This is a genomic window from Natronococcus occultus SP4, from assembly GCF_000328685.1.
Lineage (GTDB): Archaea > Halobacteriota > Halobacteria > Halobacteriales > Natrialbaceae > Natronococcus > Natronococcus occultus.
Genome location: NC_019974.1, coordinates 2,517,570 through 2,538,613 on the forward strand (window position 1 = coordinate 2,517,570; position 21,044 = coordinate 2,538,613).

Annotated in this window: 21 protein-coding genes; 7 read left to right on the forward strand and 14 right to left on the reverse strand. The window is 66.5% G+C overall.

Features of this window, described 5'->3' with window-relative positions:
* Positions 1-203: 203 nt before the first annotated feature.
* Positions 204-749 (reverse strand): CDP-2,3-bis-(O-geranylgeranyl)-sn-glycerol synthase, encoded by a 546-nt coding sequence (locus NATOC_RS12590; protein WP_015321826.1) that lies wholly within the window; start codon positions 747-749, stop codon positions 204-206.
* Positions 750-855: 106 nt separating this feature from the next.
* On the opposite strand from NATOC_RS12590, the gene NATOC_RS12595 reads away from it, so the two are divergent.
* From NATOC_RS12595 to NATOC_RS12605, 3 genes are all read left to right on the forward strand, one after another.
* Complete coding sequence (locus tag NATOC_RS12595) at positions 856-1,692, forward strand: proline dehydrogenase family protein (RefSeq protein WP_015321827.1); 837 nt, start codon at positions 856-858, stop codon at positions 1,690-1,692.
* Between the two features lie 40 nt (positions 1,693-1,732).
* Positions 1,733-2,455 (forward strand): DUF502 domain-containing protein, encoded by a 723-nt coding sequence (locus tag NATOC_RS12600; RefSeq protein WP_015321828.1) that lies wholly within the window; start codon positions 1,733-1,735, stop codon positions 2,453-2,455.
* A gap of 61 nt (positions 2,456-2,516) precedes the next feature.
* Positions 2,517-2,954 carry a hypothetical protein gene (locus NATOC_RS12605; protein ID WP_015321829.1) on the forward strand — a complete coding sequence of 146 codons (438 nt, stop codon included), beginning with the start codon at positions 2,517-2,519 and terminating at the stop codon, positions 2,952-2,954.
* Between the two features lie 152 nt (positions 2,955-3,106).
* Here the strand turns inward: NATOC_RS12605 and NATOC_RS12610 are convergent, their stop codons facing one another.
* The 4 genes from NATOC_RS12610 to NATOC_RS12625 form a co-directional block, all read right to left on the reverse strand.
* A complete protein-coding gene (locus NATOC_RS12610; RefSeq protein WP_015321830.1) occupies positions 3,107-4,036 on the reverse strand; it encodes a branched-chain amino acid transaminase in 930 nt (309 codons plus the stop codon).
* 91 nt (positions 4,037-4,127) lie between these two features.
* Positions 4,128-6,152 carry a copper resistance protein CopC gene (locus NATOC_RS12615; protein WP_015321831.1) on the reverse strand — a complete coding sequence of 675 codons (2,025 nt, stop codon included), beginning with the start codon at positions 6,150-6,152 and terminating at the stop codon, positions 4,128-4,130.
* Between the two features lie 3 nt (positions 6,153-6,155).
* The gene (locus NATOC_RS12620; RefSeq protein WP_015321832.1) at positions 6,156-7,400 is read right to left on the reverse strand and encodes a beta-propeller fold lactonase family protein; all 1,245 of its coding nucleotides are present in this window, start codon (positions 7,398-7,400) and stop codon (positions 6,156-6,158) included.
* Between the two features lie 121 nt (positions 7,401-7,521).
* The gene (locus tag NATOC_RS12625) at positions 7,522-8,049 is read right to left on the reverse strand and encodes a winged helix-turn-helix transcriptional regulator (RefSeq protein ID WP_015321833.1); all 528 of its coding nucleotides are present in this window, start codon (positions 8,047-8,049) and stop codon (positions 7,522-7,524) included.
* Positions 8,050-8,251: 202 nt separating this feature from the next.
* Between NATOC_RS12625 and NATOC_RS12630 the strand changes: the two genes are divergently transcribed.
* Positions 8,252-8,602, forward strand: coding sequence for a DUF7471 family protein (locus NATOC_RS12630; RefSeq protein ID WP_015321834.1), 351 nt, complete (start codon positions 8,252-8,254; stop codon positions 8,600-8,602).
* Positions 8,603-8,608: 6 nt separating this feature from the next.
* Here the strand turns inward: NATOC_RS12630 and ribB are convergent, their stop codons facing one another.
* From ribB to NATOC_RS12650, 4 genes are all read right to left on the reverse strand, one after another.
* Complete coding sequence (gene ribB / locus NATOC_RS12635) at positions 8,609-9,301, reverse strand: 3,4-dihydroxy-2-butanone-4-phosphate synthase (RefSeq protein ID WP_015321835.1); 693 nt, start codon at positions 9,299-9,301, stop codon at positions 8,609-8,611.
* Positions 9,298-10,005, reverse strand: a complete 708-nt coding sequence (locus NATOC_RS12640) for a DUF120 domain-containing protein (protein ID WP_015321836.1) — start codon at positions 10,003-10,005, stop codon at positions 9,298-9,300. Before NATOC_RS12640 ends, ribB begins: the two co-directional genes overlap by 4 nt.
* Positions 10,006-10,193: 188 nt before the next feature.
* The gene (gene twy1, locus NATOC_RS12645) at positions 10,194-11,207 is read right to left on the reverse strand and encodes a 4-demethylwyosine synthase TYW1 (protein ID WP_015321837.1); all 1,014 of its coding nucleotides are present in this window, start codon (positions 11,205-11,207) and stop codon (positions 10,194-10,196) included.
* Positions 11,208-11,283: 76 nt separating this feature from the next.
* Positions 11,284-11,589, reverse strand: a complete 306-nt coding sequence (locus NATOC_RS12650) for a hypothetical protein (RefSeq protein ID WP_015321838.1) — start codon at positions 11,587-11,589, stop codon at positions 11,284-11,286.
* A gap of 136 nt (positions 11,590-11,725) precedes the next feature.
* Between NATOC_RS12650 and NATOC_RS12655 the strand changes: the two genes are divergently transcribed.
* The 3 genes from NATOC_RS12655 (at position 11,726) to NATOC_RS12665 (ending at position 14,643) form a co-directional block, all read left to right on the forward strand.
* A complete protein-coding gene (locus NATOC_RS12655) occupies positions 11,726-12,073 on the forward strand; it encodes a carboxymuconolactone decarboxylase family protein (RefSeq protein WP_015321839.1) in 348 nt (115 codons plus the stop codon).
* 101 nt (positions 12,074-12,174) lie between these two features.
* The gene (locus tag NATOC_RS12660; RefSeq protein ID WP_015321840.1) at positions 12,175-13,797 is read left to right on the forward strand and encodes a hypothetical protein; all 1,623 of its coding nucleotides are present in this window, start codon (positions 12,175-12,177) and stop codon (positions 13,795-13,797) included.
* A gap of 3 nt (positions 13,798-13,800) precedes the next feature.
* Complete coding sequence (locus NATOC_RS12665) at positions 13,801-14,643, forward strand: ABC transporter ATP-binding protein (RefSeq protein ID WP_015321841.1); 843 nt, start codon at positions 13,801-13,803, stop codon at positions 14,641-14,643.
* 90 nt (positions 14,644-14,733) lie between these two features.
* Here the strand turns inward: NATOC_RS12665 and NATOC_RS12670 are convergent, their stop codons facing one another.
* The 5 genes from NATOC_RS12670 to glpK form a co-directional block, all read right to left on the reverse strand.
* On the reverse strand, positions 14,734-16,440 hold the full coding sequence (locus NATOC_RS12670; RefSeq protein WP_015321842.1) for a hypothetical protein: 1,707 nt from the start codon (positions 16,438-16,440) through the stop codon (positions 14,734-14,736).
* Between the two features lie 28 nt (positions 16,441-16,468).
* Positions 16,469-17,293 carry an ABC transporter ATP-binding protein gene (locus tag NATOC_RS12675; RefSeq protein WP_015321843.1) on the reverse strand — a complete coding sequence of 275 codons (825 nt, stop codon included), beginning with the start codon at positions 17,291-17,293 and terminating at the stop codon, positions 16,469-16,471.
* A 191-nt stretch (positions 17,294-17,484) separates the two neighbouring features.
* Positions 17,485-18,168, reverse strand: coding sequence for a phosphoglycolate phosphatase (locus NATOC_RS12680; RefSeq protein WP_015321844.1), 684 nt, complete (start codon positions 18,166-18,168; stop codon positions 17,485-17,487).
* A gap of 98 nt (positions 18,169-18,266) precedes the next feature.
* Positions 18,267-19,382 carry a glutathione S-transferase family protein gene (locus NATOC_RS12685; RefSeq protein WP_015321845.1) on the reverse strand — a complete coding sequence of 372 codons (1,116 nt, stop codon included), beginning with the start codon at positions 19,380-19,382 and terminating at the stop codon, positions 18,267-18,269.
* Positions 19,383-19,384: 2 nt separating this feature from the next.
* The gene (glpK, locus tag NATOC_RS12690) at positions 19,385-20,923 is read right to left on the reverse strand and encodes a glycerol kinase GlpK (RefSeq protein WP_015321846.1); all 1,539 of its coding nucleotides are present in this window, start codon (positions 20,921-20,923) and stop codon (positions 19,385-19,387) included.
* Between the last annotated feature and the right edge of the window lie 121 nt (positions 20,924-21,044).

A 21,044-nucleotide genomic window follows, 5' to 3' on the forward strand; every position in this document is an offset into this window, starting at 1 on the left:
AACAGTGATAAATAATTTGTCCACAGTATCCATAGAGGACGTACACAGAAATCGGTTCGATAGCCGTCGGTCGGCCGTGAGAACGTCTGTCGCTCGATAGTCAATCACTATCGATGAGGAGCACCGATATAAGCGGGGCGAAAGACGTCGGCGAGCGGCCGTGGAATCGGAATCGACGGACGTCGTTCCGTCGACTCGGGCGACTACCAGGGTTCGTCCTTCAGCCCGAGCTGGTAGGCGATCATGTTCGTCGTGACGTGCAGGATCGGGGTGAGCACGACGACGACGGCGACCACGCTCCACGTGAACACCTCGAAGAACCACTCGGTCGCCAAAAGCGCCGTCAGGGGAAGCGAGACGACGACGAAATCGAGCTGGTCCAGTCCGGGAAACATGGCGCCGCGCTGGCGTCCGGTTCGGCGCTTGAGAAACGAGGCCATGATGTCGCCGAGCATCGCTCCCGCGGCGAGGCCGACCGCCGCAAGCGGCGTAAACGCCGGGACGTCGATCCCGGTCGCCGCGCTCACGTCGTCGGCGACGAGGGTCAGTGCGCCCGCGAGGACGACTCCCGCGAGGATTCCCGCGGCGGTTCCCCGCCAGGTCTTCCCGTCGCCGAGCACGCGTTTGTCGTCCCACGTCCGTCCGCCGTCGATCGGCCGACCGCCACCGGCCAGCACCGCGGCGTTGTTTGGAACGTAGGCCGGCAACATCGCCCAGAAGGCGACGACGATCGTCTCGAGTACTGCCATGTTCGGCGGGAGGCACCCGCAGGTCTTAGTCTGGGGTGGTTCGTCCTCGACTCGTCGGGCGAGACGTAGCACTAGTTCCATATACGGACGGTCACCTAGATCGAGTATGATCCCGCCAATCGCGAGCCGGTTCGTCGCCGGGGAGGCGCCTGCCGAGGCCCTCGACCACGTTCGCCAGCTGAACGATCGGAACGTAAAGGCGATCGTGAACCTGCTGGGGGAACACTACGACGACCGCGAGGACGCGGACGCCGACGCCCGCGAGTACCGGGAGCTGGTCGAGGACATCGCCCGCTCGGATCTGGGGGCGACGGTCTCTGTCAAACCCTCCCAGATCGGCCTCGACTTCGGCGAGGACGTCTTTCGGGAGAACCTCGAGGAGATCGTCGAGACGGCGGCCGACCGCGGCGTCTTCGTCTGGATCGACATGGAGGATCACACGACGACCGACGCGACCCTCGACGCCTACGAGGAGCTGGCCAGAGAACACGACGGTGGGGTAGGCGTCTGCGTTCAGGCAAACCTCAGACGGACCCGGGAGGACGTGAGGCGGCTCGCCGACGTCCCCGGGAAGATCCGGTTCGTCAAGGGTGCCTACGACGAGCCGGCCGAGATCGCCTACAAGAATCGGGAGACGGTCAACCGGGAGTACAAGGCCCTGCTCGAGTACGCCTTCGAGAACTTCGAGGACGGGATCGCGATCGGCAGCCACGATCCCGCGATGATCGATCGCGCGATCGAGCTCCACGAGGAACACGGCACTGACTTCGAGATCCAGATGCTGATGGGTGTCCGGAACGACGCCCAGTTCAACCTCGCCGAGGAGTACGAGGTCTACCAGTACGTCCCCTACGGCGGTCGCTGGAAGTCCTACTTCTACCGGCGCGCGATGGAGCGCAAGGAGAACCTCTGGTTCGCGGTGCGAGCGATCGTCGGCCGCTAAAGGAAAGGGCTCATTAGCCCCTGGTGAGAGGAACGTGACAATGGCTTCGTGGAAGCGTGACTTCGCGAGCGGGCTGATCGTCCTCGGCCCGATCCTCGTGACGCTCTATGTCAGCTACTGGCTCTACGGCTTTATCGCGGGGCTGACGCCAGGGATGATCCTCGACGAAGCCGCGCTTCGACCGCTGATTCCCGGCGACGGGGGCCAGGCCCAGCAGACCCGCGAGGAGCTCGCCCAGTTCCTCCGCGTGATCGTCGCGCTGACGGTGCTCGTCATCCTCACGTTCTCGGTCGGCTACCTCATGCGAACGACCGTCGGCGGACTGGTCGAACGGCTCCTCGACAACGTCGCCAACCGGGTGCCCGTGATCCGGGTCGTCTACAACGCCTCGAAGATGGCCGCCGAAACCGCCTTCGGCGAGCAGGACTCCCTGCAGAAACCCGTCAAGCTCGAGACCTGGGACGGGCTCCGGATGACCGCGTTCAAAACCGGAAAGGTGACCGAGGACGGCCGCGAGGTGCTCTTCTTACCCACGTCGCCGAACATCACGACCGGGTTCGTCATCGAGGTCGAGCCCGGCCGGATCACCGAGCTCGACGAGGACGTCGAGGACGCCCTCACCCGCGTGCTGAGCGCCGGCTTCGGCGACTCGAACCGCAACCGCGACATGGAGGCGGGAGTCTCGATCGACGTCGTCGACGAGGCGACGACCGACGGCGGCGAGGGCGGAACCGACGCCGACCGACGACGCCTCGAGGACTGAGAGCAACGTTTTCGACGGGGAAACCAGAAGGCTTTGAGTCGATCCATCCCTCCGGACGAGTATGCAACGACGAGCGGTACTCGCGGGGGCCTCAAGTCTCGCCGTCCTCGCGGGCTGTCTCTCCGACGACGAGGTCGACGACCGCGGCGACATCGAGATCGTGATCGACGGCGAGCCGGTCGATCTCTCCGCGGACCGGTACCAGGCCGAACACGCCGCCAACCACTCGATCGACTTCCACCTCCACGAAACCAGCGACCAGTGGTATATGGAAGGCGAAGAGCGGGTGACGTTCGCAGAGGGGATCGACCTGCTGCCGTACTTCTCGTTCGAGACCGTCGACGGTGACCACGTCCTCGAGTACGACGGCGACACGTACAGCGAGGCCGACGACGGTACCGAGATGACTGCGCTGGTCGACGACGAGGCGGTCGATCCGACGGAGTACACGCTCGAAGACGGCGACGAGATGATCCTCGAAGTGTCGACGAACGAGTAACAGCGGTCTCACGAAGGGGCTGTCTTCTACCTGCGAGGACGGTCGCCCCTGCGGTGACGACTGTCATCGACGACGACAGCCCGAACGGGTCGTCCTCGGATCGCCACCCGTCCAGCGGATCGCGTCGCTCGCGCAGTAGCTCGAACGCAGACCTAGACGTACGTGAACCACTCGTCGTACTCGTCGGTGCGACGCTCGACGACCTCGAAGAACCGCGACTGAATCTCCTCTGTGACCGGACCTCGCGAGCCGTCGCCGATGACGACGTTGTCGACCTTCCGGATGGGCGTGACCTCGGCCGCCGAGCCGGTGAAGAACAGTTCGTCGGCGGTGTTGAGCTCGCCCCGCGAGATCGACGCCGTGTCGTGGACGGTGTAGCCCAGATCCTCCGCGAGCTCGATCACGGTGTTGCGCGTGATCCCCTCGAGGATCGACTCCGAGAGCCCGGGCGTATAGATCTCGTCGTCGCGAACGAGGAAGATGTTCTCGCCGGGGCCCTCGGCGACGTCGCCTTCCTTGTTCAGGACGATCGCCTCCGCGTAGCCGTTCCTGCGGGCCTCCTCGCCCGCGAGCATGCTGTTGACGTACAGTCCCGTGGTCTTGGCGTTCGTCGGCACCTGGCTCGAGGCGTGTTTCCGCCAGGACGAGACCATCACGTCGATCCCGTTCTCGAGGGCGTCCTCGCCGAGGTAGGTGCCCCACGGCCAGGCGGCGATCGCGATCCGGGTCGGACAGTCGCCGGGACTCACGCCGAGGCTGTCGTAGCCGTAGAAGGCGACGGGGCGGATGTAACAGGAGGCCAGCTCCTGGCTCTGAACGAGCTCGAGGGTCGCCTCGGTCAGCTCCTCGGCGTCGTAGCCGATCTCCATCTCGTAGGGCTTGGCCGACTGGTAGAGCCGTTCGAGGTGGGCGTCCCAGCGGAAGATCGCGGGGCCCTCCTCGGTGTCGTAACAGCGCGCCCCCTCGAAGATCCCCGTCCCGTAGTGAAGCCCGTGGGTGAGCACGTGGATCTGTGCGTCGTCCCAGTCCACGAACTCGCCGTCCATCCAGATCGTGTCGACGTCCATCTCGTCGAATCCCATAGACGGTGGGACGAATCCCTGCATAATGAACGTTCGCGATTGTCTGGCGTGGACAGGGATCGGGAGCGTCCCGGGGCGGACTGTGAGTCCGTTACGGATCGCGGTCGCGCACCCGAATCCCCTCGAGGACGACGGCGACGGTGCCGACGATCGCGACGGCGGCGGCGCCGAACTGTAGGAGGACCGTCAGCGGGGACTCCTCGTCGCCGTGATCGTGCTCGCCGTCCTCGTGGGAGGCGTGCTCCTCGCCGTGGTCGTGCTCGCCGTCCTCGTGGCCGGTACCGTCGTCGTGATCGTGCGTCTCGTCGCCGACGACGGTCGCATCGATCCACTCGCTGACGTAGGCGCCGTCGGGAGCCCCGGTCACGCGAAGCTCCCAGTGGCCGTCCTCGGGGAGCGGCTGGACCGTCGCGTAGCTGCCGTCGTCGGTCGCCTCGAGTTCGACCTCCAGTTCGGTACCGTCCTCGCCGCTCGCGAGCAGCCGAACGGGCTGTTCGGACTCGGCGGGATCGCCGTCGGCGAGGAAGGTTACCTCGAAAACGACCGGCTCGTCAGCCTCGAGCGGCAGGGGCTCATCCTCGTCGCTCTCGTCGGCGGCCGGAACCGCGGCGATCTCGAGGACGCCGTCGTCGTACTCGCGTTCGATCGTCGCCTCGACGGGCCCGTCGTCGGCTCCGGCGACGGCTGCGGTCGGCGCCGACGTCAGGAGTCCGGAGAGCAACAGAACCGCGACGAGGACGGCCAGCTCGAGTCGAACCGTCCGGACGATCGACCGGAGGCTCCCGTCGTCGACCTCGCCGCCGTCGGTGGCGGTCGGCCGCGAGGACGTCCCGGCGTCCCCGGCGGACGGCGCGAGCCGTCCCAGGAGGACGAAGCGGGTGCGGCCGGCAAGCGCGAGCGCGAGCGCGATCAGCGCCAGCTTCGCGACGAGGACCAGCCCGTACGTCGTCTCGGTGAGGCCGTCGGCCGTCGGCACGTGCCAGGAGGCCAGGACGAACCCCGTCGCCGCGACGAGCGTGACGCCGGCGATCGCCAGCACCGAGAACCGCCGGATCGTCGCGGCGACGAGCCACGAGCGGTCGGCCGATGGAGCGGCCCTGGCCGCGGGGACGACGGCGAGAGCGAGCACCGCAAGTCCGCCGACCCAGAGCCCGGCACCGACGATGTGGACGACGTCGACGACGGTTCCCTGGAGGCGGTCGATCGCCGTCGCCGAGTGGCTCGTCCAGGCGACCGCACCCGCGAGGCCAAGACCGCCGACGAACGCGCCCGCAAGCGACGGGCGGCGCCCGAGTCCTCGGGTCGCCCAGGCGGCGATCCCGACGACGACCGCGGCGACGAGGAGCTGGACGATCCAGGCTTGCCCGAGCGGCGTCTCGATGAACTCCCCGAGCGTCCCGATCGACAGCGGTCCGAGGCTCGTGCTCCGAGCGAGCCCGAGGACGACGGCGCCGACGACCGCGAGTGTGGCGGCGACGATCAGCAGCCGCGTCACGCGCCGCTGGAGACGCTCCCGCGGCGACGCGTCAGTCCGGGCGAAGACGGGACCGGCGGCGACGGCAGCGGCTGCTGGGACCCCGAGCAGGCCGGCGATCCCGACGAGCAACAGTCCCTTCGCTCCCGCCTCGATCGGCGGGATCGATTCGTCGGTCTCGTCGCCGTCCTGAGCCTCGAGGACGGCGTCGCGATCGAGCGGTTCGTCGCCGACCGCGAAGAAGAACGAGCCCGACGTGGTGTGGCCGTCGTCGGCCAGCACCTCCCAGTCGACGGTGTACATGCCGTCGCCGTCGGCGTCCTCGATCGGCACGCGGACGATCTGGCTATCGTCGGGATCGATCTCGGGCTCGCCGGCGACGTCCTCACCCTCGGGCCCCTCGACAGAGATATCGGCGGTGACGACCCCGTCGCCCGAGAAGGTAAGCGTCACTTCCTCCGGGAGCGTCTCGAGCTGTTCGCCGTTCGCTGGATCCGACTCGCTGAGGTAAGCGTGGGCCGCGACCGGGGTCGCGACGAGAGCGATCGCGATGCCGACGACGACGAGACACGCCAGTATCGCCGCGACGAGCGATCGCCGCGTGTGCGAGTCGCGTCGGGCGAACGGCGAGTTCGACGGCATCAGTTAGCGGAGGGAGCCGGTGTAGCCGGTGCCCGAGTCGCCGACGTACTGGACCGTATCGACCCCCTCCCCGACCTCGACCTGGTCGACGGCCTCCTGGGCCTCCATGTCGACGACGGCGACGGTGCCGTCGGCGTCGGCGGGGCTGACGAAGTAGCCGCCACCGGCGACGGCGGTTCGGTGGAGGTGGTCGGCGCCCTCGGGACGCTCGATGTCGCCGATCTCGACGGTCTCGACGACTTCGCCGGCCTCGACGTCGATGACCGACGCCTCGTCGGCCTGGGTGTGAGCCGTGTAGGCGTACAGCGTCCCGTCCTCGCTCTCGTGGTACCGAAGCGCGTCGGGGCCCTCGTCGACCTCGACGACCGCGAGCTCCTCGCTGTCCTCGCTGGTCGCGTCGAGAAACCGGATCTCGTTGCCGTCGAGGACGCCCATGACGTCCTCGTCCGGAGAGAGATACATCCCGCCCGCGAAATCGAGCGTATCGACGACCTCGTCGCTCTCGGTGTCGACGACGACGGTCTCGTCTCCGAACTCGAAGTACGCGAGTTCCGTTTCGGGAGCGTAGGCCTTGTAGTGGGTCCCTTCGTCTTCGTTCTCGAACTCGATGAAGTCGCTTCGCTCGTAGTTCTCGAGGTCGATCACCGGCGCGCCGGGATCGTTGACGTTCGTGGCGTAGCCCATCGAACCGAAGTCCTCGTGGTAGAGGAGCTTGCCGTGACCCTCCGTCTCGAGGCCCGACTCGACGATCTCGGTGACCTCGTGGGAGTCGGTGTCGATGACGTAGAAGGTCCCCTCCTCGTCGCTGTGGGCCCACATCTCGTCGTCGTTGGGGTGGTACATGTGGGTCCCGTCCGGTCCGATGTCGATCTCGTCGACGATCTCGCGGGCCGCGGTGTCGATGACGAGCACCTGGGAGGGCGACTCCCTGATGACGTAGATCTCGTCATAGTCGGCCGTGATCCGCGGATCACCCCATCCCTCGTCGTCGAGTCCCTCGGTGATCTCGTCGACGACCTCGCCGTCCTCGGGATCGATCACCGCGATCGTCTCCGGCGCGAACGCGTAGATCAGTCCCTCCTCGACATCCTCGGACGCCTCGTCGCCGTCGTCCTCGTGATCGTCTCCCGCATCGTCGTCACCGGTATCGTCGTCCTCGCCGTTGTCGCCGGCACAGCCCGCGAGTCCGACTGCGAGTCCGGTTCCAGCAACCTGTACGAAACGCCGTCGCTTCACCGATCGGTCCATATGTACCCTCTATTTTTCGGCTACCACTATCCTTCTGGTACAGTAGACGAAAGCCCGCTCCGGCCGTCTACCGTCGGTAAAAGAAAGCGGCTCCGCGTTCGGGACGTCGTGACTCCAGTTGCTATCTCGAGGCCGGCTCGCGCTCGAGCAGCCCGTCGACGAGGCGGGTAAACCGGTCGAGCAGCCGGTCGGGAACTGTCGGTTCGACCGTCGACAGCAACTCCCCGGTTAGCTCGGGATCTGCCAGCCCGAGTTCGACGCGGTTGCGCCGATCGTACGCCTTCTCGACGACGTCTTGCTCGACCAGTCGATCGAGGTGGTACTCGAGCGTGCTCCGGGCGATCCCCAGTTCGTCGGCGACCGTTCCCGGCGCCGCGGGCTCGTGCTCGATCAGGTAGACGACGATCTCGCGTGCGGTTTCACGCCGGAACAGCGCCAGTACGGCCTGTTCGTGCTCGTCGTACTCTGGGGTGTAGTAGTGGGTTCGACCGTAGAACTCGTTGCGGACGACCTCGTCGTCGTCGACCAGTCGGCGAACGTGGTACTGGACCTGTCCCGGCGCGAACGACGACTCTCTGACGAGCTCATTGAAGTGAATTCCAGCGTTCGTGCGGACGTGGGCTCTGATCTCTCGTTTCGTATCTGTCATTGCAATCGGTCCCGTCGGCGAGCGAGCGTTGTTAGCCGGTAGTTGCTCGGGCCGGTAACGGGTTTCGATCCCTCCCGGTCGACGGGAACGGTGGCACGTCCCGCGGTTCGGGTCCGGCGGGACCGGTTCGTTCTTCGACGCCGACACCGCCAGTTCGACCGAAGCACATAGGTGACTCACACGCCGACGTACGATAACGGAGATGCACCACACGAGCCCGTTCAACCTCGAATGGGTCGACCCCCAGCTGACGCCCGTTCTGCTCGCCGTCATCGTGCTCGCGGTCGTCGGAACGACCACGCTGTTCTGTATCGGGCTCGTGGCTTACCTCCGCCGGCGATCGACGCGGTACCTGCTGATCACGGTCGTGCTCGGACTGCTCGTGACCCGTTCGCTCGTCGGGCTGGGGACGCTGTTCGGGCTCGTTCCGATGACGTTCCATCACCTCCTCGAACACGGGGTGGACTTCTCGATCGCCGTCCTGGTTCTCTACGCGGTGTATCGCAGCGGGCCCGGAGACGAGCGGACGCCGACCGAGAGCAACGGCGACTGACGCCCCTTAGCCCAGCCGCTCGAGGACGTCCCGGCCCTCGAGGTAGACGTAGTCGTGGCGGTCAGCGTAACCGCGGGCGTCGGCGGGGGTCAGCGCCGCGCCGGTCTGGTCGTCCAACATCTCACAGACCACGACGGCCGGCGGGAGGTCGGCGGCGTCGGCGAGGGCGAGCCCGAGTTCGGTGTGGCCCTCGCGCTGGGCGAGCAGGTCGGGGGCGGCCTTCAGCAGGTGGACGTGGCCGGGAACCCGAAACTCCGTCGCAAAGTCGGTCGCGGCGGGATCGGCAGCGGCCTCGCCGAGCGCCTGGATCGTCCGCGAGCGGTCGGCGTCGGTGATCCCGGTGTAGGTGTCGCGGTGGTTGACCGTCAGCGAGAACGACGAGCGCTCGTCGTAACCGAGTTCGTGGTCGGCCGCGGCGGGGTGGTCGATCTCCTCGGTGTAGAAGGGGAGGTCGAACGCCTCCGCGATCTCGTTGGCCAGCGCCACACAGACCAGTCCGCCGGCATCGTTTCGCATGTGAGCGACGGCGTCGGACGTGACAGCGTCGGCGTGGTAGATGACGTCGGTCTCGCCCTCCCGGTCGGCCGCGTCGTGGACCAGTACCGGCTCGCCGGCCCGCAGCGACTCGAGGGCGCGTTCGAACGCTGCCGGGGTCTGTCCGCCCGTCCCGGCGTTCGCGCTGGCGTGGTGACCGGTCATCGGCGATCACCCACAGTGACCGTCACGTGATCCGCGTCCTCGAGATCGAGTGCCTCGCGGAGTTTCTTGGGTGCGATGACCTCGAGCTGATCCTCGTCGTGGTGGGTCCGCTCGGGAGCGATGATGTGAGCCTCGTCGTAGCTCTCACCGTCTGCGGTTTCGACGGTCGCCGGATGACAGACCGCGGGCCCGTAGGTTCGGTCCTCGTCCTCCCAGCCGTCGATCGGTACCGGCTCGAGGGAAGCCAGGGCGCTCCGGCGACGGACGCTGTCCTCGCGGAGGTCGACGTTCAGCGTCCCGGGGAACGGCTCGTACCCGAGCCGGTCCTCGAACTGGCGCTGGTACCCCGGCAGGGAGATGTAGTGGCGTCCCTCGCCCATCCCGCTGGTGACGGTCCCCTCGAGGGCGACCTCGGCGTCGGTCTCGAAGATCCGTCGGTAGTCCTCGTACTCGGCGTGGAGGGCACGTTCGCCCGCGTCGGTCACCGCGACCCACTGGCCGTCGCTGACGGTGTCCCGATCGAGCAGATCGGCGCTCTCGAGGCGCTGAAGCCGCCGCGAGGCGGTCTGGTTCGAGGCGTCGAGTCGTTCCGCGAGGCGAGAACAGGAGATCTTCACGTCACCCTCGAGCCCGCCCTCGAGCGCGAGGAGTTTGAGAACGGCGAGCTCGTCGTGGCCGACGGCAGACTCGGCTGTCACTGACATACCTAAGCGTTCTGTCGGGGTACCCAAAAGCGTATCGGATATGGAATGCGTAACAAAACTGTGATGGAGTTGACGGCAGTTTATTCGGTTCCTACGGAACGTCCACCCGACGAAGAGAAAAGTCCTCCGGCGAACACCTTCGCGCAGCCGAGTGTGTCACGGACCGACCGTGCGGTCCGGCGATCGGCTCAATCGCCGGTCATCGGGTCCCGTTCCCAGAACTCGCTGTCTTTTTTGAGCTTCGGGACCCAGGTGTCGGTCGTCTTCGAGAGCAGGACGACCCGCGAGGACGGAACCCCCTTCACCTCGGTGAACTCGGGCATGTATTCTCCGACGCGCTCGGCGAACGCGACGACGTCCTCGTGGTCGGGCATCGAGGATCGGTCGAGCCGCCCCTGGGAGTGGCCGACGTGCATGTACGCCTTCAGCTCGACGAAATCGGGATCGGCCTGCTGGTAGAAGCCGGCGTACCAGTCGGGGTGGTGCATGTTCTCCCCGTCGACGAGCGTCGTCCGCAGGACCGTACGGGTCTCCTCTTTCTCGCTGAGGACGTGCATCGTCTCGAGCAGGCGGTCCCAGGCGTCGTCCTCGACGGCCTTGACCACCTGGTCGAAGGTGTGGCGTTCTGCGGCGTCGACGCTGACGTACAGCTGTGTCGGATCGCAGTTCCGGAGCATCTCCGGCCGGGTGCCGTTCGAGACGAGGAAGGTGGTGATATCCCGATCGTGAAAGGCCTCGATGAGCTCCGGCAGGTAGGGGTACAGCGTCGGCTCGCCGTCAAGCGAGATGGCGACGTGGCGGGGCTCCATCGCCTCCTCGAAGACCTCGCGGGGGACCTCGTCGTTCCCGCCGAACCCCGACAGCAGCTTCTTCTGGAGGCGGATCGAGGCGTCGACGACCGCCTCGGGGTCGTCCCACTCGACGTCGCCCAGCTCGTAGGCGTGGCCCTGGTGGTCCCGCCAGCAGAAGACACAACGCTCGTTGCACTTGACGACGGGCGTCATCTGGATACAGCGGTGTGACTCGATCCCGTAGTAGACCTTCTTGTAACAACAGCCCTCGCCGCGCAGGGCGTTTGCCGTCCAGCCGCAGGTCTGGGCCGCAGTGTGGTTCTCGCTGTGGTAGTCCGGACTCGAGACCTGTGCCGGCGCGCCGTCCCCGTCGGCGTTGGTCGGGGTCCCGGAATCCGCGGAGTCGCTCATGTTGGCCTCCCTTTACACGGCGCGGGCAAAAGCCGTGCGGTGTCGGGAGCTACTCGAGCGAGTCCGTCCAACGACGTCACTTCTGTCCGGGTAGCGTCCCGGGTTCGACCGACTCGTCGCCGTCCTCGTCGCTCTCGTTTGCGATCTCGCGTTCGAACGTGTACAGCACGATTCCCGTGTTGGCGGTCATAATAACGCCCGTCATCGGCGCCGGCGCGAACAGGTAGAGGCCGATACCGAGCAGGAACGGGATCGCCGCGACCGCGGCCCAGAGCTGCGGTCGGGAGATCTCCTGTCGGATCGCGTCCCGGTGGGTAAGCACGAAGATCGCGGCCGTTCCGCTGAGGCCGAACGCTCCGACCGCGACGTCGAATCCGTCCATATCCGAACGTTGGGCGGTTCGTAGAAAAGGGTTCTGTGACCCGCCCGGCGGACATCGACGACCGGGGAACCCGGTTCCCGGCGACCGGAGTTCGGCAGAAGTATCTTGGTGATCCGAACAGACGCTTCGCACACAGATGGCCGATCAGATAGACGATCCCGACGAACTGCCGTCGACAGCGGGCGAGTTCGCCGACGACTACCCCGAGGTCTGGGAGGCGTACTCGGATCTCGGCGAGGCCACCTCGGAGGCGGGTCCGATCGACGACGAGACGAAACGTCTCGTGAAACTCGCGCTCTCGATCGGCGCACAGTCGGAGGGCGCCGTCCACTCCCACGTCCGGCGTGGACTCGACGAGGACGTCGACCCCGAGGCGTTGAAACAGGTCGCGGCGCTCTCGATCCCGACGCTTGGCTTCCCGCAGGCGATGGCCGCGATCAGCTGGATCGAGGACCTGACCGACGAGGACGAGGGCGAGGCCTAACGGGCCGGCACGACCCGACGTTTTTCCGCGCCCTGCTTTTCCGACCCCGAAGCTGTATACAAAGAGATATGTGTGCCGCGTTTGCACGTTCGGACGACCGAATGGCTAGAGACCGTCTCGACGGCGGAGTTCGGATCGCCCGAACCGAGTGGCGACGCCACCGCCGCGAGTTCGGCGGTTCCCGAGGACGCCGAGTCGCAGCGGCGCTCGGCTACTGTGCGGTCGCCGTCGCGCTCGGGGCGCTCGCGACTGCGGTCGGTCGCGACCTGGCCACGGGAACGCCCCTCGCCCTCTCGCTCGCTGCGGCGGTCGCGTTCGCCTGGATCGTCGCGCGAAGCGCCTCGCTGACCGGGTCACGGTTCGAACAGCTCGCACCCGACGCCCTGCTGACCGCGGTTCCCGTTCGGACGGCGGCGATGGGACTGCTGGTGTTCGTGGCCGCTCGCGTCGGCGCCGTCCTCGCGGTACCGACCGTCGGCGTCGCCGTCGGGCTCGCACTCGGCGCGAGGACGCCGCTTGTCGCGCTCACAGCGATCATCGCGATCGGGGCGCTCGCGGCCCTCGCCGTCGGGGTCGGCGTCGCGAGCCGGCTCGGGAGCGCGCTCGTCGGGCGGCGACTCTCCCGGGGTGGGCTCTACCGGGACCTGCTCGTCGTGTTCGGCTGGCTGCCGCTGGTGGCGCTGTGGCTCCTCCTGCAGGAGCTGTCGGTATCGCTCGAGACGCTGTCGGTGTGGTTCGAGTGGCTCCCCCTCGCCGCGCTCGCCGACCTCGCCGTTCTGGGTGCGGGTGGGGACGTCGAACCCCTCCGGGCGGTGGTCACGGTCGCCGGCGTCGCCGTTACTGTCCCGCTCCTGGCGGGGCTGACGACCGCGTTCGCTCGTCGGCTCTGGGTGACCGAACCCGCCGACTCGACCGACGCGTCCCGTTCCGGCTCGCACTCGCTGCTCGACGACGGCCGACTCGAGGCGTTGCTCGGCGATCGGGTCTCGCGGCCGACCGTCACCGTCGCCAGGCAACTGCTGCTCGCGGAGCGACGTACCCCGCGCGGACTGTTGAACGCTGGCTACGCCCTCGCGTTCGTCGGTCTGGTCGGACTGCCGCTGTTCGGCGTCCTGCTCGGCGCGCCCGGATTCTTGCTCGTCGTCTTCGCCCTCGGGGTAGCCCCCGGCATCGTCTTCGGTTCCGAACCGATCGGGCGGAACTACCGCGTCCTCCCGCTGTTGCTCACGGCGGTCCACGGACGGGCCTTCGTCGGCGGCCACGTCCTCGCGAGCCTCGTCCTCGGGGTTCCCCTCGTCGCGATCGTCGTCGTCCCCCTCGGGATCGCGAGCGCTGCGACCCTCGCAGAGACGGTCGCACTCGTCGCCACCGGCGTCGCGCTCTGTTGCTGTACCGCGACGGCGCTGCTCGCGTTCGAACTGACCGTCGACCGCGAGGACCTCGCGCCGGTTCCCGCCTTCTTCTCGAGCGTTCCGGCGTACGCGGAGGAGGGATGGTCGGCCTTCGTCGGACTGGCGAAGACGTTCGCGGTCGTCTCGCTGGTCTTCCTCCCGGCAGCTCTCGGTAACGCCACAGCGGTGTACGAGCGGGTGGCCGAACTCGGCCTCCCCGTGACGGCCGTCCGCCTCGGCGCCCTGGGCGTGACCTGCGTCCTCGCGCTCGGCGTCTCGAGGGTCGCCGCTCGAGTCGCCGTCCGACGGTACCGCGATTACCACCTGAACTGAGCTATGACACGACCGACGAGCGACGACGCCGAGGACCCGGGCGAGAACCCGAGCGACGGTACCGAGATCGATCCGACGGAATCGGCAGACGACTCCGCGGACTCGAACGGCGAGCCGGCGATCGTCGCGACCGACCTCACGAGGGTCTACGGCGAGACGACCGCCGTCTCGGGACTGGATCTCGAGGTCGACGTCGGATCCGTCTACGGGTTGCTCGGTCCGAACGGGGCCGGGAAGACGACCACGATCCGAATGTTGACCGCGCTGACGCCACCGACGCGCGGCTCGGGGACCGTCGCGGGCGTCCCGATCACGGATCGCGAGTCGCTGGTCGACCGCGTCGGCTACCTTCCGGAGTCACCACCGATCTACGAGCAGCTCACGGCCCGCGAGCAACTCGAGTACTACGGCGGCCTCTGCGGGATGGACGCCTCGGCGATCGAGGCCCGGATGGAGCCCCTGCTGGAGCGACTCGACCTCGCCGCGGACGCCGACGACCGGATCGTCACCTACTCGAAGGGAATGCGACGGAAGACGGGGCTCGTCCAGGCGATCCTTCCGGCTCCCGACGTGGTATTTCTGGACGAGCCAACCGCCGGACTCGATCCACGCGCCGCGAGGACGGTCCGGGAGCTCGTCACCGAACTCGCCGACGCGGGGACGACCGTCGTCCTCTCGACACATATCCTGTCCGTCGTCGAGACGGTCGCGACCGAGGTCGGGATCCTGCGGGCGGGCGAACTGGTCGCGGAAGGCGCGCCGAAGGATCTCCGCGAACGGCTCGAGGAGCGGACGGACCCGACGCTCGAGGACGTCGTCCTCGAGGTGACGACCGACGCGGAATGAGCGCAGGCAGAGCAACGAGCGAAAGAGCGGACGACTGGGTGCAGCTGTTCGATCATGTTTCGTGTCGCGACGCTGTGGGATCGTGTGCTGTCAGTGCAGTTCGTGACCTTCGAACCGACGTACTGCCCCACGATAGGCGAACAGGGCGACCAGTAGCCCACCGGAAACTAGCAGCATGGCGAACCCGCTCCGGAAGGCGCCAAGCGGGAGTCCCTGAATCGTTTCGCCAGCGTCAATCAGTGACGATGCGAGGGTGGTGAGCACTCCGCCGTCGGCGACCAGCCCGAAAACGACTCCCGGAACGTAACCGATCCCGGAGAGCGCCGTCCGCACCAACTCCGGTGTGGCTACCAGTCCAGCCAGCGCCGCGCCGGGAAGCCACACCAGTACACCGTGAAGCGCGCCCGCGAGCAACCGGGGTGGTCGTACTCCGTCGCTGTTGCCGATTCGGATGGCGCTATAGCGCGGGAGCCACATCCCGATCAAGGGTGCGAGTGCGGCCCCAACGACGGTGAGAACGCATCCGATCAACGTCAGTGCTATCGCCGACGGGAGTCCGTATCCACCCACAAGTGCCGCCACGAGCGTGACGACGGCGACGACAGGTGCAAACAGCAGGCTCGGAACGATGTGTCCACGGACGAACGCTCGACTCGAGACGGCAGTCAGGGTTGCCGGCAGGACAGCGCCCTCGTCACCGAACGGGTTGAGACCGAACGCCGCACCGGCAACCCACCCCAGCAGTACGGCGCTGGCTGGTCCCAGTATCGCGAGCGACCCGGACCCCAGTAGCAGCATGTTCAGTAGCGCTGCACCGCCACCGAACACCGGGATCAGCAACACGTTCAACCGCTGAGGTTCTCGCCGAGTCCGCAAAAGGGACCACTCGGCAATATGCCGGGTCGGACCGGTGGTGAACGGGACACCGAGAGGACTGATGGCCCGCTCGAGGGCACGCTGGTCGTCCGCTATGCGGGTGGGGACAGCGGCGTCGGTATCCGAAACGGTGATCGGCTCGTCGAACCAGAACGAGGCGGAGATCCGCTCGGCCAGCCAGCACCCACCGATGAGGAGCACGCCAACCGTAGCCACCCCACCAAGAGCGTGTGTCGACGACCAGCCGATGGGTGTGCCGATCGCCAGCAGATCCGCGAGCCATCCAGTCGGAATCACCCCGAGCGTCGCCTGGCTGATCGAAAACGGCAGCTGGGGCGTCTGGAACAGGAAGTAGATCCCGAAGAACAGCATCACGACCGTCCCACCCAACACGCCCTTGTGGCGAGCGACGAACGGGACGGTGGCCACGAGCCATGCAGCACTGTACCCCAGCACGCGCCCGGTCGTGACCGCGCTGGCGACGTAGAGACCACCCACCAGTGGGACGGTCAGCAGAGGCACCGGCGAACCGAAGGTGTACGCTTCGATGCTGGCAATGAGGAGGCCGAACGGGAGCGCATACGTCATCGTCCGCAAGGTCTCGGCGATAATGCCTCCAACGACGGCGGTTCTGGGTGAGACCGTCGTCAGCACGAACGCGTCGGCAACCGGTTTGCTGTGGGCTGCCGTCGTTCGCTGTGCGAGCATGAACACCGCGAACACCCAGAGCATGGCGAACGTGCCTCTGACGACCTGGTTCATCGAGAACTTCGGGTCCGTTCCACGGAGTTCTGGCGCGGCCACGACGGCGAGTGCCGCGATGACGAGCGTCGGGAACGCCACACCGGCAGCCATCAAGAGTAGCCGACCGGTATCGTCCCGAATCGCCCGGACAGAACGCCGGTAGTCGAACCAGCCCATCCGAACGGCATGTCCGAGCCAGCCCGATTCAGCCATCGGTGTTCTCCTCGGCGATGCTCTGGGTGGCGCTGTCGGCGGGGCTGGTCTCATCGTCGGTCTCGTCTCCGATACTGCGTTCGTCGGTCGTAAGCTCGAGGAACGCATCCTCCAGCGAGCGCGTCTCTCCGGTCTCTGCACGGTGTTCGAGAGCAGCGGGCGGACCTTCTGCGACCAACTCTCCATCGTAGAGGATTCCGACCGTGTCGGCGACTTCTTCGACAACGGGGAGGATGTGCGTCGAGAGGAAAACGGTCGTCCCCGCGTCGGCGAGATCCGTAATCATCCCTCGGAGCGTCCGCGCAGCGCGTGGGTCCAGTCCGGACGTGGGTTCGTCGAGGAAAACGACGGTGGGTTCGTGGAGGACGGCCTGTATATAGGCGGTTTTCTGTCGCATCCCCTTCGAATACTCCGCGATCCGGGTGTCGGCATCTGCTGTGAGATCCAGTTCGTCGAGAAGCGTCTCGATTCGATCGCGTATCGCCTTCCCAGAGAGATCGCGGAGCCCGGCAGCGTATTCGAGCTGTTCGTACGCCGTCGCCTGATCGTACAGTGGTGGTTCTTCGGGCAAGTATCCGATCTGTGTCCGGAGGTCATCCCGATCCGTGATCGAGACGCCAGCGACGGAACCGGTCCCCCTGGTCGGTCGTGTCAGTCCAGTCAACAGCCGCATCGTCGTGGTTTTTCCCGCACCGTTTGGGCCGAGAAACCCGTAGACTGTTCCGCTCGGGATCGCGAGATCTAACTCGGCAATAGCGGTAGTGTCTCCATATCGTTTTGTTAATCCTTCAGCGAAGATAGCAGACCGATCAGTCATGAATGAGTGTCTCTATACACACATCATAATTCTTGTCACCACAATATGTATTACAATCGTTACGACAGCGTACGATCCAGTTTCGCGTTTCACTGCGGCTGACCGCTACGTCCTCGATATGACAACAGTCGAGACTTCGTTTCCGCTCTGGATCTCACTGCACGCCCCGAAAACGGACGCTCTCCCGCCAGTTATCGACTCCCGCGAACGCGCTCGAGGACGGACAGCGTTCCGTCGGCGTGGGCGTCTTCGAGGACTTCGTCGGCGGCCTCGGTCGCGGCCCGGTCGGCGTTTGCCACCGCGAAACTCCGGTCGACGACTTCGAACGTCGAGACGTCGTTGATCGAGTCGCCGACGGCGACGCTCTCGGCGAGGTCGAAGCCGACGCGGTCGGCGATGGTCTCGACGCCGTCGCCCTTGTTCGGGTCGGCGTCCTTGACGTGGTAGGCGTAGCCCGTGTCGACGACCTCGAGGCCGTACTCCGCGGCGATCTCCCGCAGCGGCTCGACGGGCTGGTCAAGGTTGATCGCAACCTCGGTCTCGCGCCAGCGGTTGACGGTGTCCTCGGCGCCCCAGCCGAGCTCGTACCCCGCACCCCGGTAGCGCTCGGCGACGGCCTGGGCTGCCTCCCGATCGGCGGTGAAGAAGACGTCCTCGCCGGTGTAGACGACGCCGCCGTTCTCGGCGACGACGAGTTCGGGAATCCCGGCGAAGTGACAGAGCGCGACAGGATAGGGGAAGGCCTTCCCGGTGGCGATCACGACCGGGGCCTCCCAGTCGCGGATGGGATCGAGGACACGCGGGTCAAGACCCCAGCTTTCGGGGCGGGTCAGCGTGCCGTCGATGTCGAGCACGAGCGGCGGGTCGGCGGTCATACCCGGATATCGGAGGTCGGGACGGTAAAGCGAACGGATTCGTCCGGGAAGTCGCGGCTCAGGTTCGCGCCGAAAACGGAGACGGGGTCAGCGAGCGATCAGAACCACGGGACCCAGACCGTCGTCGGGAAGACCCCGAGGACGTACAGGATCGCGACGAGGAAGGTTCCGAAGACGATCCCCGCGGCGGGCGGGTCGACGTGGGTGTCGCCGTGAGCGAAGAACACCCGCTGGAAGAGTTCGCCGAACAGCGCGGCGAGCACCCCGATAACGAGACCGACGATCAGGGCGACCTCGGTACCGGTTCCCGCAAGCAACGCGCCGCTGTCGTAAGCGACCGGAGCGCCTTCCGCGATCCCGCCGTCGGCGGGAACGTACACCGCAAGCGCGGCGGTCGCCGCCGGCAGCGTGATGTGGTGGGTTACCGGGATCTTCTCGACGCCGCAGTTGAGGAAGACCAGCGAGGCCGCGCTGATCCCGAATCCGAGGAAGGCGCTGCCGGTAACGACTCCGACGTAGGCGCCGAGGATCCCTGCGGCGAGCCCGAGCATGGCGACGTGACCCCACTTGTACTGGTGGGGGAGCCACGGCTCGACCTTGAGCCGTTCCTTCTGGGTCGCGGCGGCTTTCGCCTGCACCTCGCCACCGTCGGTCTCGATCCCGCCGTCGGTCGCGGATTCGCCGATGACGCGCATTTCTTCGCGTTCGAAGGGGCCCATATCCAGAATGTTCGCCCCCCGGACCTTGCCGATGATACTGTAGCCCAGGATCAGCCGGTGAGCAAACGCCGAGAGGACGACCCCCATCGCGATGGGGTCGTAGGGCATTCCGAGGCTCTCCGAGAGGACGACGAGCCAGTAGCCCAGGATGCCGAAGGCGCCACCGACCGCCAGCACGTCGGGTTTCGTCCCGAGCGCGTAGGAAATGTTTTTGGCCTCGTGGTAGTCGAAACCAGTGTCCATATACCCTCGGCGAGCGGCGTAAGCCGTCGCCGCGACGCCGCCGGCGAAGCTAATAGCCGGCGAGAACGGCGGTCCGAACGCGACCTGATCGGTGATCGCAGCCGCGTCGGGATCGACCAGCGTCGCAGCCTCGCCCGCGATCACCATGAAGCCGGTGAAGATAAATGCCGGCAGCGGGCCGAGCGCGGCGCCGAACGCACCCCCGCCGAACGCGGCGATGATCTCGGCGAGGTCGAGGAGTGCGTCGAGCATCCTCAGTCACCGTCCCGGGCCCAGTCCCGTGCCCGATCGAGCGCGTCACCCCACCGGTCGTACTTCCGGTCCGCTTCCGCGCGGGCCATCTCCGGCTCGAACTCACGGTCGATCTGCCAGTTGTCGCGCAGACCCTCGATGTCCTCCCAGTAGCCGACGGCCAGTCCGGCGGCGTAGGCCGAGCCCAACGCCGTCGTCTCGTCGACCTCCGGGCGGACGATCTTCGAGCCGATGATGTCGGACTGGAGCTGACAGAGGTAGTTGTTCTTGACCGCGCCGCCGTCGACCCGGAGGTTCGTCATCTCGATCCCCGAGTCGGCTTCCATCGCCTCGGCGACGTCGCGGGTCTGGTAGGCGATCGACTCCAGAGTCGCCCGGACGACGTGTTCCTTGCGGGTGCCCCGCGTCATTCCGACGATGGTGCCGCGGGCGCGCTGGTCCCAGTGGGGTGCGCCGAGGCCGGTGAAGGCGGGGACGACGTAGACGCCGTCGGTCGAGTCGACGCTACGGGCCAGTTCGGCGGTCTGGGCGGGGTTGTCGATCAGCGTCAGATCCTCGAGCCACTCGATGGCCGCACCGGTGACGAAGATCGATCCCTCGAGGGCATACTGGACCGACTCACCCGAGCGCTGGAAGCCGATCGTCGTCAGCAGGCCGTGGTCGCTCTCGACGGCCTCGTCGCCGGTGTTCATCAGGAAAAAAGAACCCGTCCCGTAGGTGTTCTTGGCCTCACCGGCGTTGAAACAGGTCTGGCCGAACAGCGCAGCCTGCTGGTCGCCAAGCGCCCCGGCGACGGGGATCTCGGCCTCGAGGAACCCGTCGGGATCAGTCGAGCCGTAGGTCGCGTCGTCGCTCGAGGGGCGGACCTCGGGGAGCATCTCTCGTGGAATGTTGAACTCCTCGAGGAGCTCGTCGTCCCACTCGAGGTCGTGGATGTTGTACAGCATCGTCCGCGAGGCGTTCGTGACCTCGGTCACGTGCTCGCCGGTGAGGTTGTAGATCAGCCAGCTGTCGATCGTCCCGAACAGGACGTCGCCCTCGGCCGCCCTGTCGTGGATGTCCGCGGGACGGGCCCGCTCCATCTTGATCGGATCGGCGTTCTCGAGGAGCCACTCGGCTTTCGTGGCCGAGAAGTAGGCGTCGGCCTCGAGTCCCGTCTTCTCGCGGACGGTGTCAACCAGCCCGTCGTCCTCGAGCTGTTCGACGCGGTCGGTCGTCCGTCGGTCCTGCCAGACGATGGCGTTGTGGACCGGGCGCCCCGAATCCGCGTCCCACAGCAGCGTCGTCTCGCGCTGGTTCGTGACGCCGATCGCCTCGAGTTGGTCGGGGCTGATCCCCGCCTGGCCCAGCGCCGTCGTGATGACGTGTTTCGTGTTCTTCCAGATCTCCATCGGGTCGTGCTCGACCCAGCCCGGCTCCGGATAGATCTGCTCGTGTTTCTCGTAGGCGTTGGCGACGACCTCTCCGCCGTGGTCGAACACCATAAACCGCGTTCCTGTCGTTCCCTGATCGACTGCGCCGACGTACGTCTGTCCTGTCATTGGTGGTCACCCCATCTCGTCCCGAGCGATGTCTTTACTGACGATCGCATTCTACTGGTAAACATTTCCTACGATCATTATAAACGTTGCCAAAATTATAATATTATTGCCAGTTAGTCGA

What these genes read in the sequence shown, in the direction of transcription:
- NATOC_RS12590 (WP_015321826.1), bottom strand. Translation starts at nt 749, where the DNA reads ATGGCAGTACTCGAGACGATCGTCGTCGCCTTCTGGGCGATGTTGCCG.
- NATOC_RS12595 (WP_015321827.1), top strand. Translation starts at nt 856, where the DNA reads ATGATCCCGCCAATCGCGAGCCGGTTCGTCGCCGGGGAGGCGCCTGCC.
- NATOC_RS12600 (WP_015321828.1), top strand. Translation starts at nt 1,733, where the DNA reads ATGGCTTCGTGGAAGCGTGACTTCGCGAGCGGGCTGATCGTCCTCGGC.
- NATOC_RS12605 (WP_015321829.1), top strand. Translation starts at nt 2,517, where the DNA reads ATGCAACGACGAGCGGTACTCGCGGGGGCCTCAAGTCTCGCCGTCCTC.
- NATOC_RS12610 (WP_015321830.1), bottom strand. Translation starts at nt 4,036, where the DNA reads ATGGGATTCGACGAGATGGACGTCGACACGATCTGGATGGACGGCGAG.
- NATOC_RS12615 (WP_015321831.1), bottom strand. Translation starts at nt 6,152, where the DNA reads ATGCCGTCGAACTCGCCGTTCGCCCGACGCGACTCGCACACGCGGCGA.
- NATOC_RS12620 (WP_015321832.1), bottom strand. Translation starts at nt 7,400, where the DNA reads ATGGACCGATCGGTGAAGCGACGGCGTTTCGTACAGGTTGCTGGAACC.
- NATOC_RS12625 (WP_015321833.1), bottom strand. Translation starts at nt 8,049, where the DNA reads ATGACAGATACGAAACGAGAGATCAGAGCCCACGTCCGCACGAACGCT.
- NATOC_RS12630 (WP_015321834.1), top strand. Translation starts at nt 8,252, where the DNA reads ATGCACCACACGAGCCCGTTCAACCTCGAATGGGTCGACCCCCAGCTG.
- ribB (WP_015321835.1), bottom strand. Translation starts at nt 9,301, where the DNA reads ATGACCGGTCACCACGCCAGCGCGAACGCCGGGACGGGCGGACAGACC.
- NATOC_RS12640 (WP_015321836.1), bottom strand. Translation starts at nt 10,005, where the DNA reads ATGTCAGTGACAGCCGAGTCTGCCGTCGGCCACGACGAGCTCGCCGTT.
- twy1 (WP_015321837.1), bottom strand. Translation starts at nt 11,207, where the DNA reads ATGAGCGACTCCGCGGATTCCGGGACCCCGACCAACGCCGACGGGGAC.
- NATOC_RS12650 (WP_015321838.1), bottom strand. Translation starts at nt 11,589, where the DNA reads ATGGACGGATTCGACGTCGCGGTCGGAGCGTTCGGCCTCAGCGGAACG.
- NATOC_RS12655 (WP_015321839.1), top strand. Translation starts at nt 11,726, where the DNA reads ATGGCCGATCAGATAGACGATCCCGACGAACTGCCGTCGACAGCGGGC.
- NATOC_RS12660 (WP_015321840.1), top strand. Translation starts at nt 12,175, where the DNA reads ATGGCTAGAGACCGTCTCGACGGCGGAGTTCGGATCGCCCGAACCGAG.
- NATOC_RS12665 (WP_015321841.1), top strand. Translation starts at nt 13,801, where the DNA reads ATGACACGACCGACGAGCGACGACGCCGAGGACCCGGGCGAGAACCCG.
- NATOC_RS12670 (WP_015321842.1), bottom strand. Translation starts at nt 16,440, where the DNA reads ATGGGCTGGTTCGACTACCGGCGTTCTGTCCGGGCGATTCGGGACGAT.
- NATOC_RS12675 (WP_015321843.1), bottom strand. Translation starts at nt 17,293, where the DNA reads ATGACTGATCGGTCTGCTATCTTCGCTGAAGGATTAACAAAACGATAT.
- NATOC_RS12680 (WP_015321844.1), bottom strand. Translation starts at nt 18,168, where the DNA reads ATGACCGCCGACCCGCCGCTCGTGCTCGACATCGACGGCACGCTGACC.
- NATOC_RS12685 (WP_015321845.1), bottom strand. Translation starts at nt 19,382, where the DNA reads ATGCTCGACGCACTCCTCGACCTCGCCGAGATCATCGCCGCGTTCGGC.
- glpK (WP_015321846.1), bottom strand. Translation starts at nt 20,923, where the DNA reads ATGACAGGACAGACGTACGTCGGCGCAGTCGATCAGGGAACGACAGGA.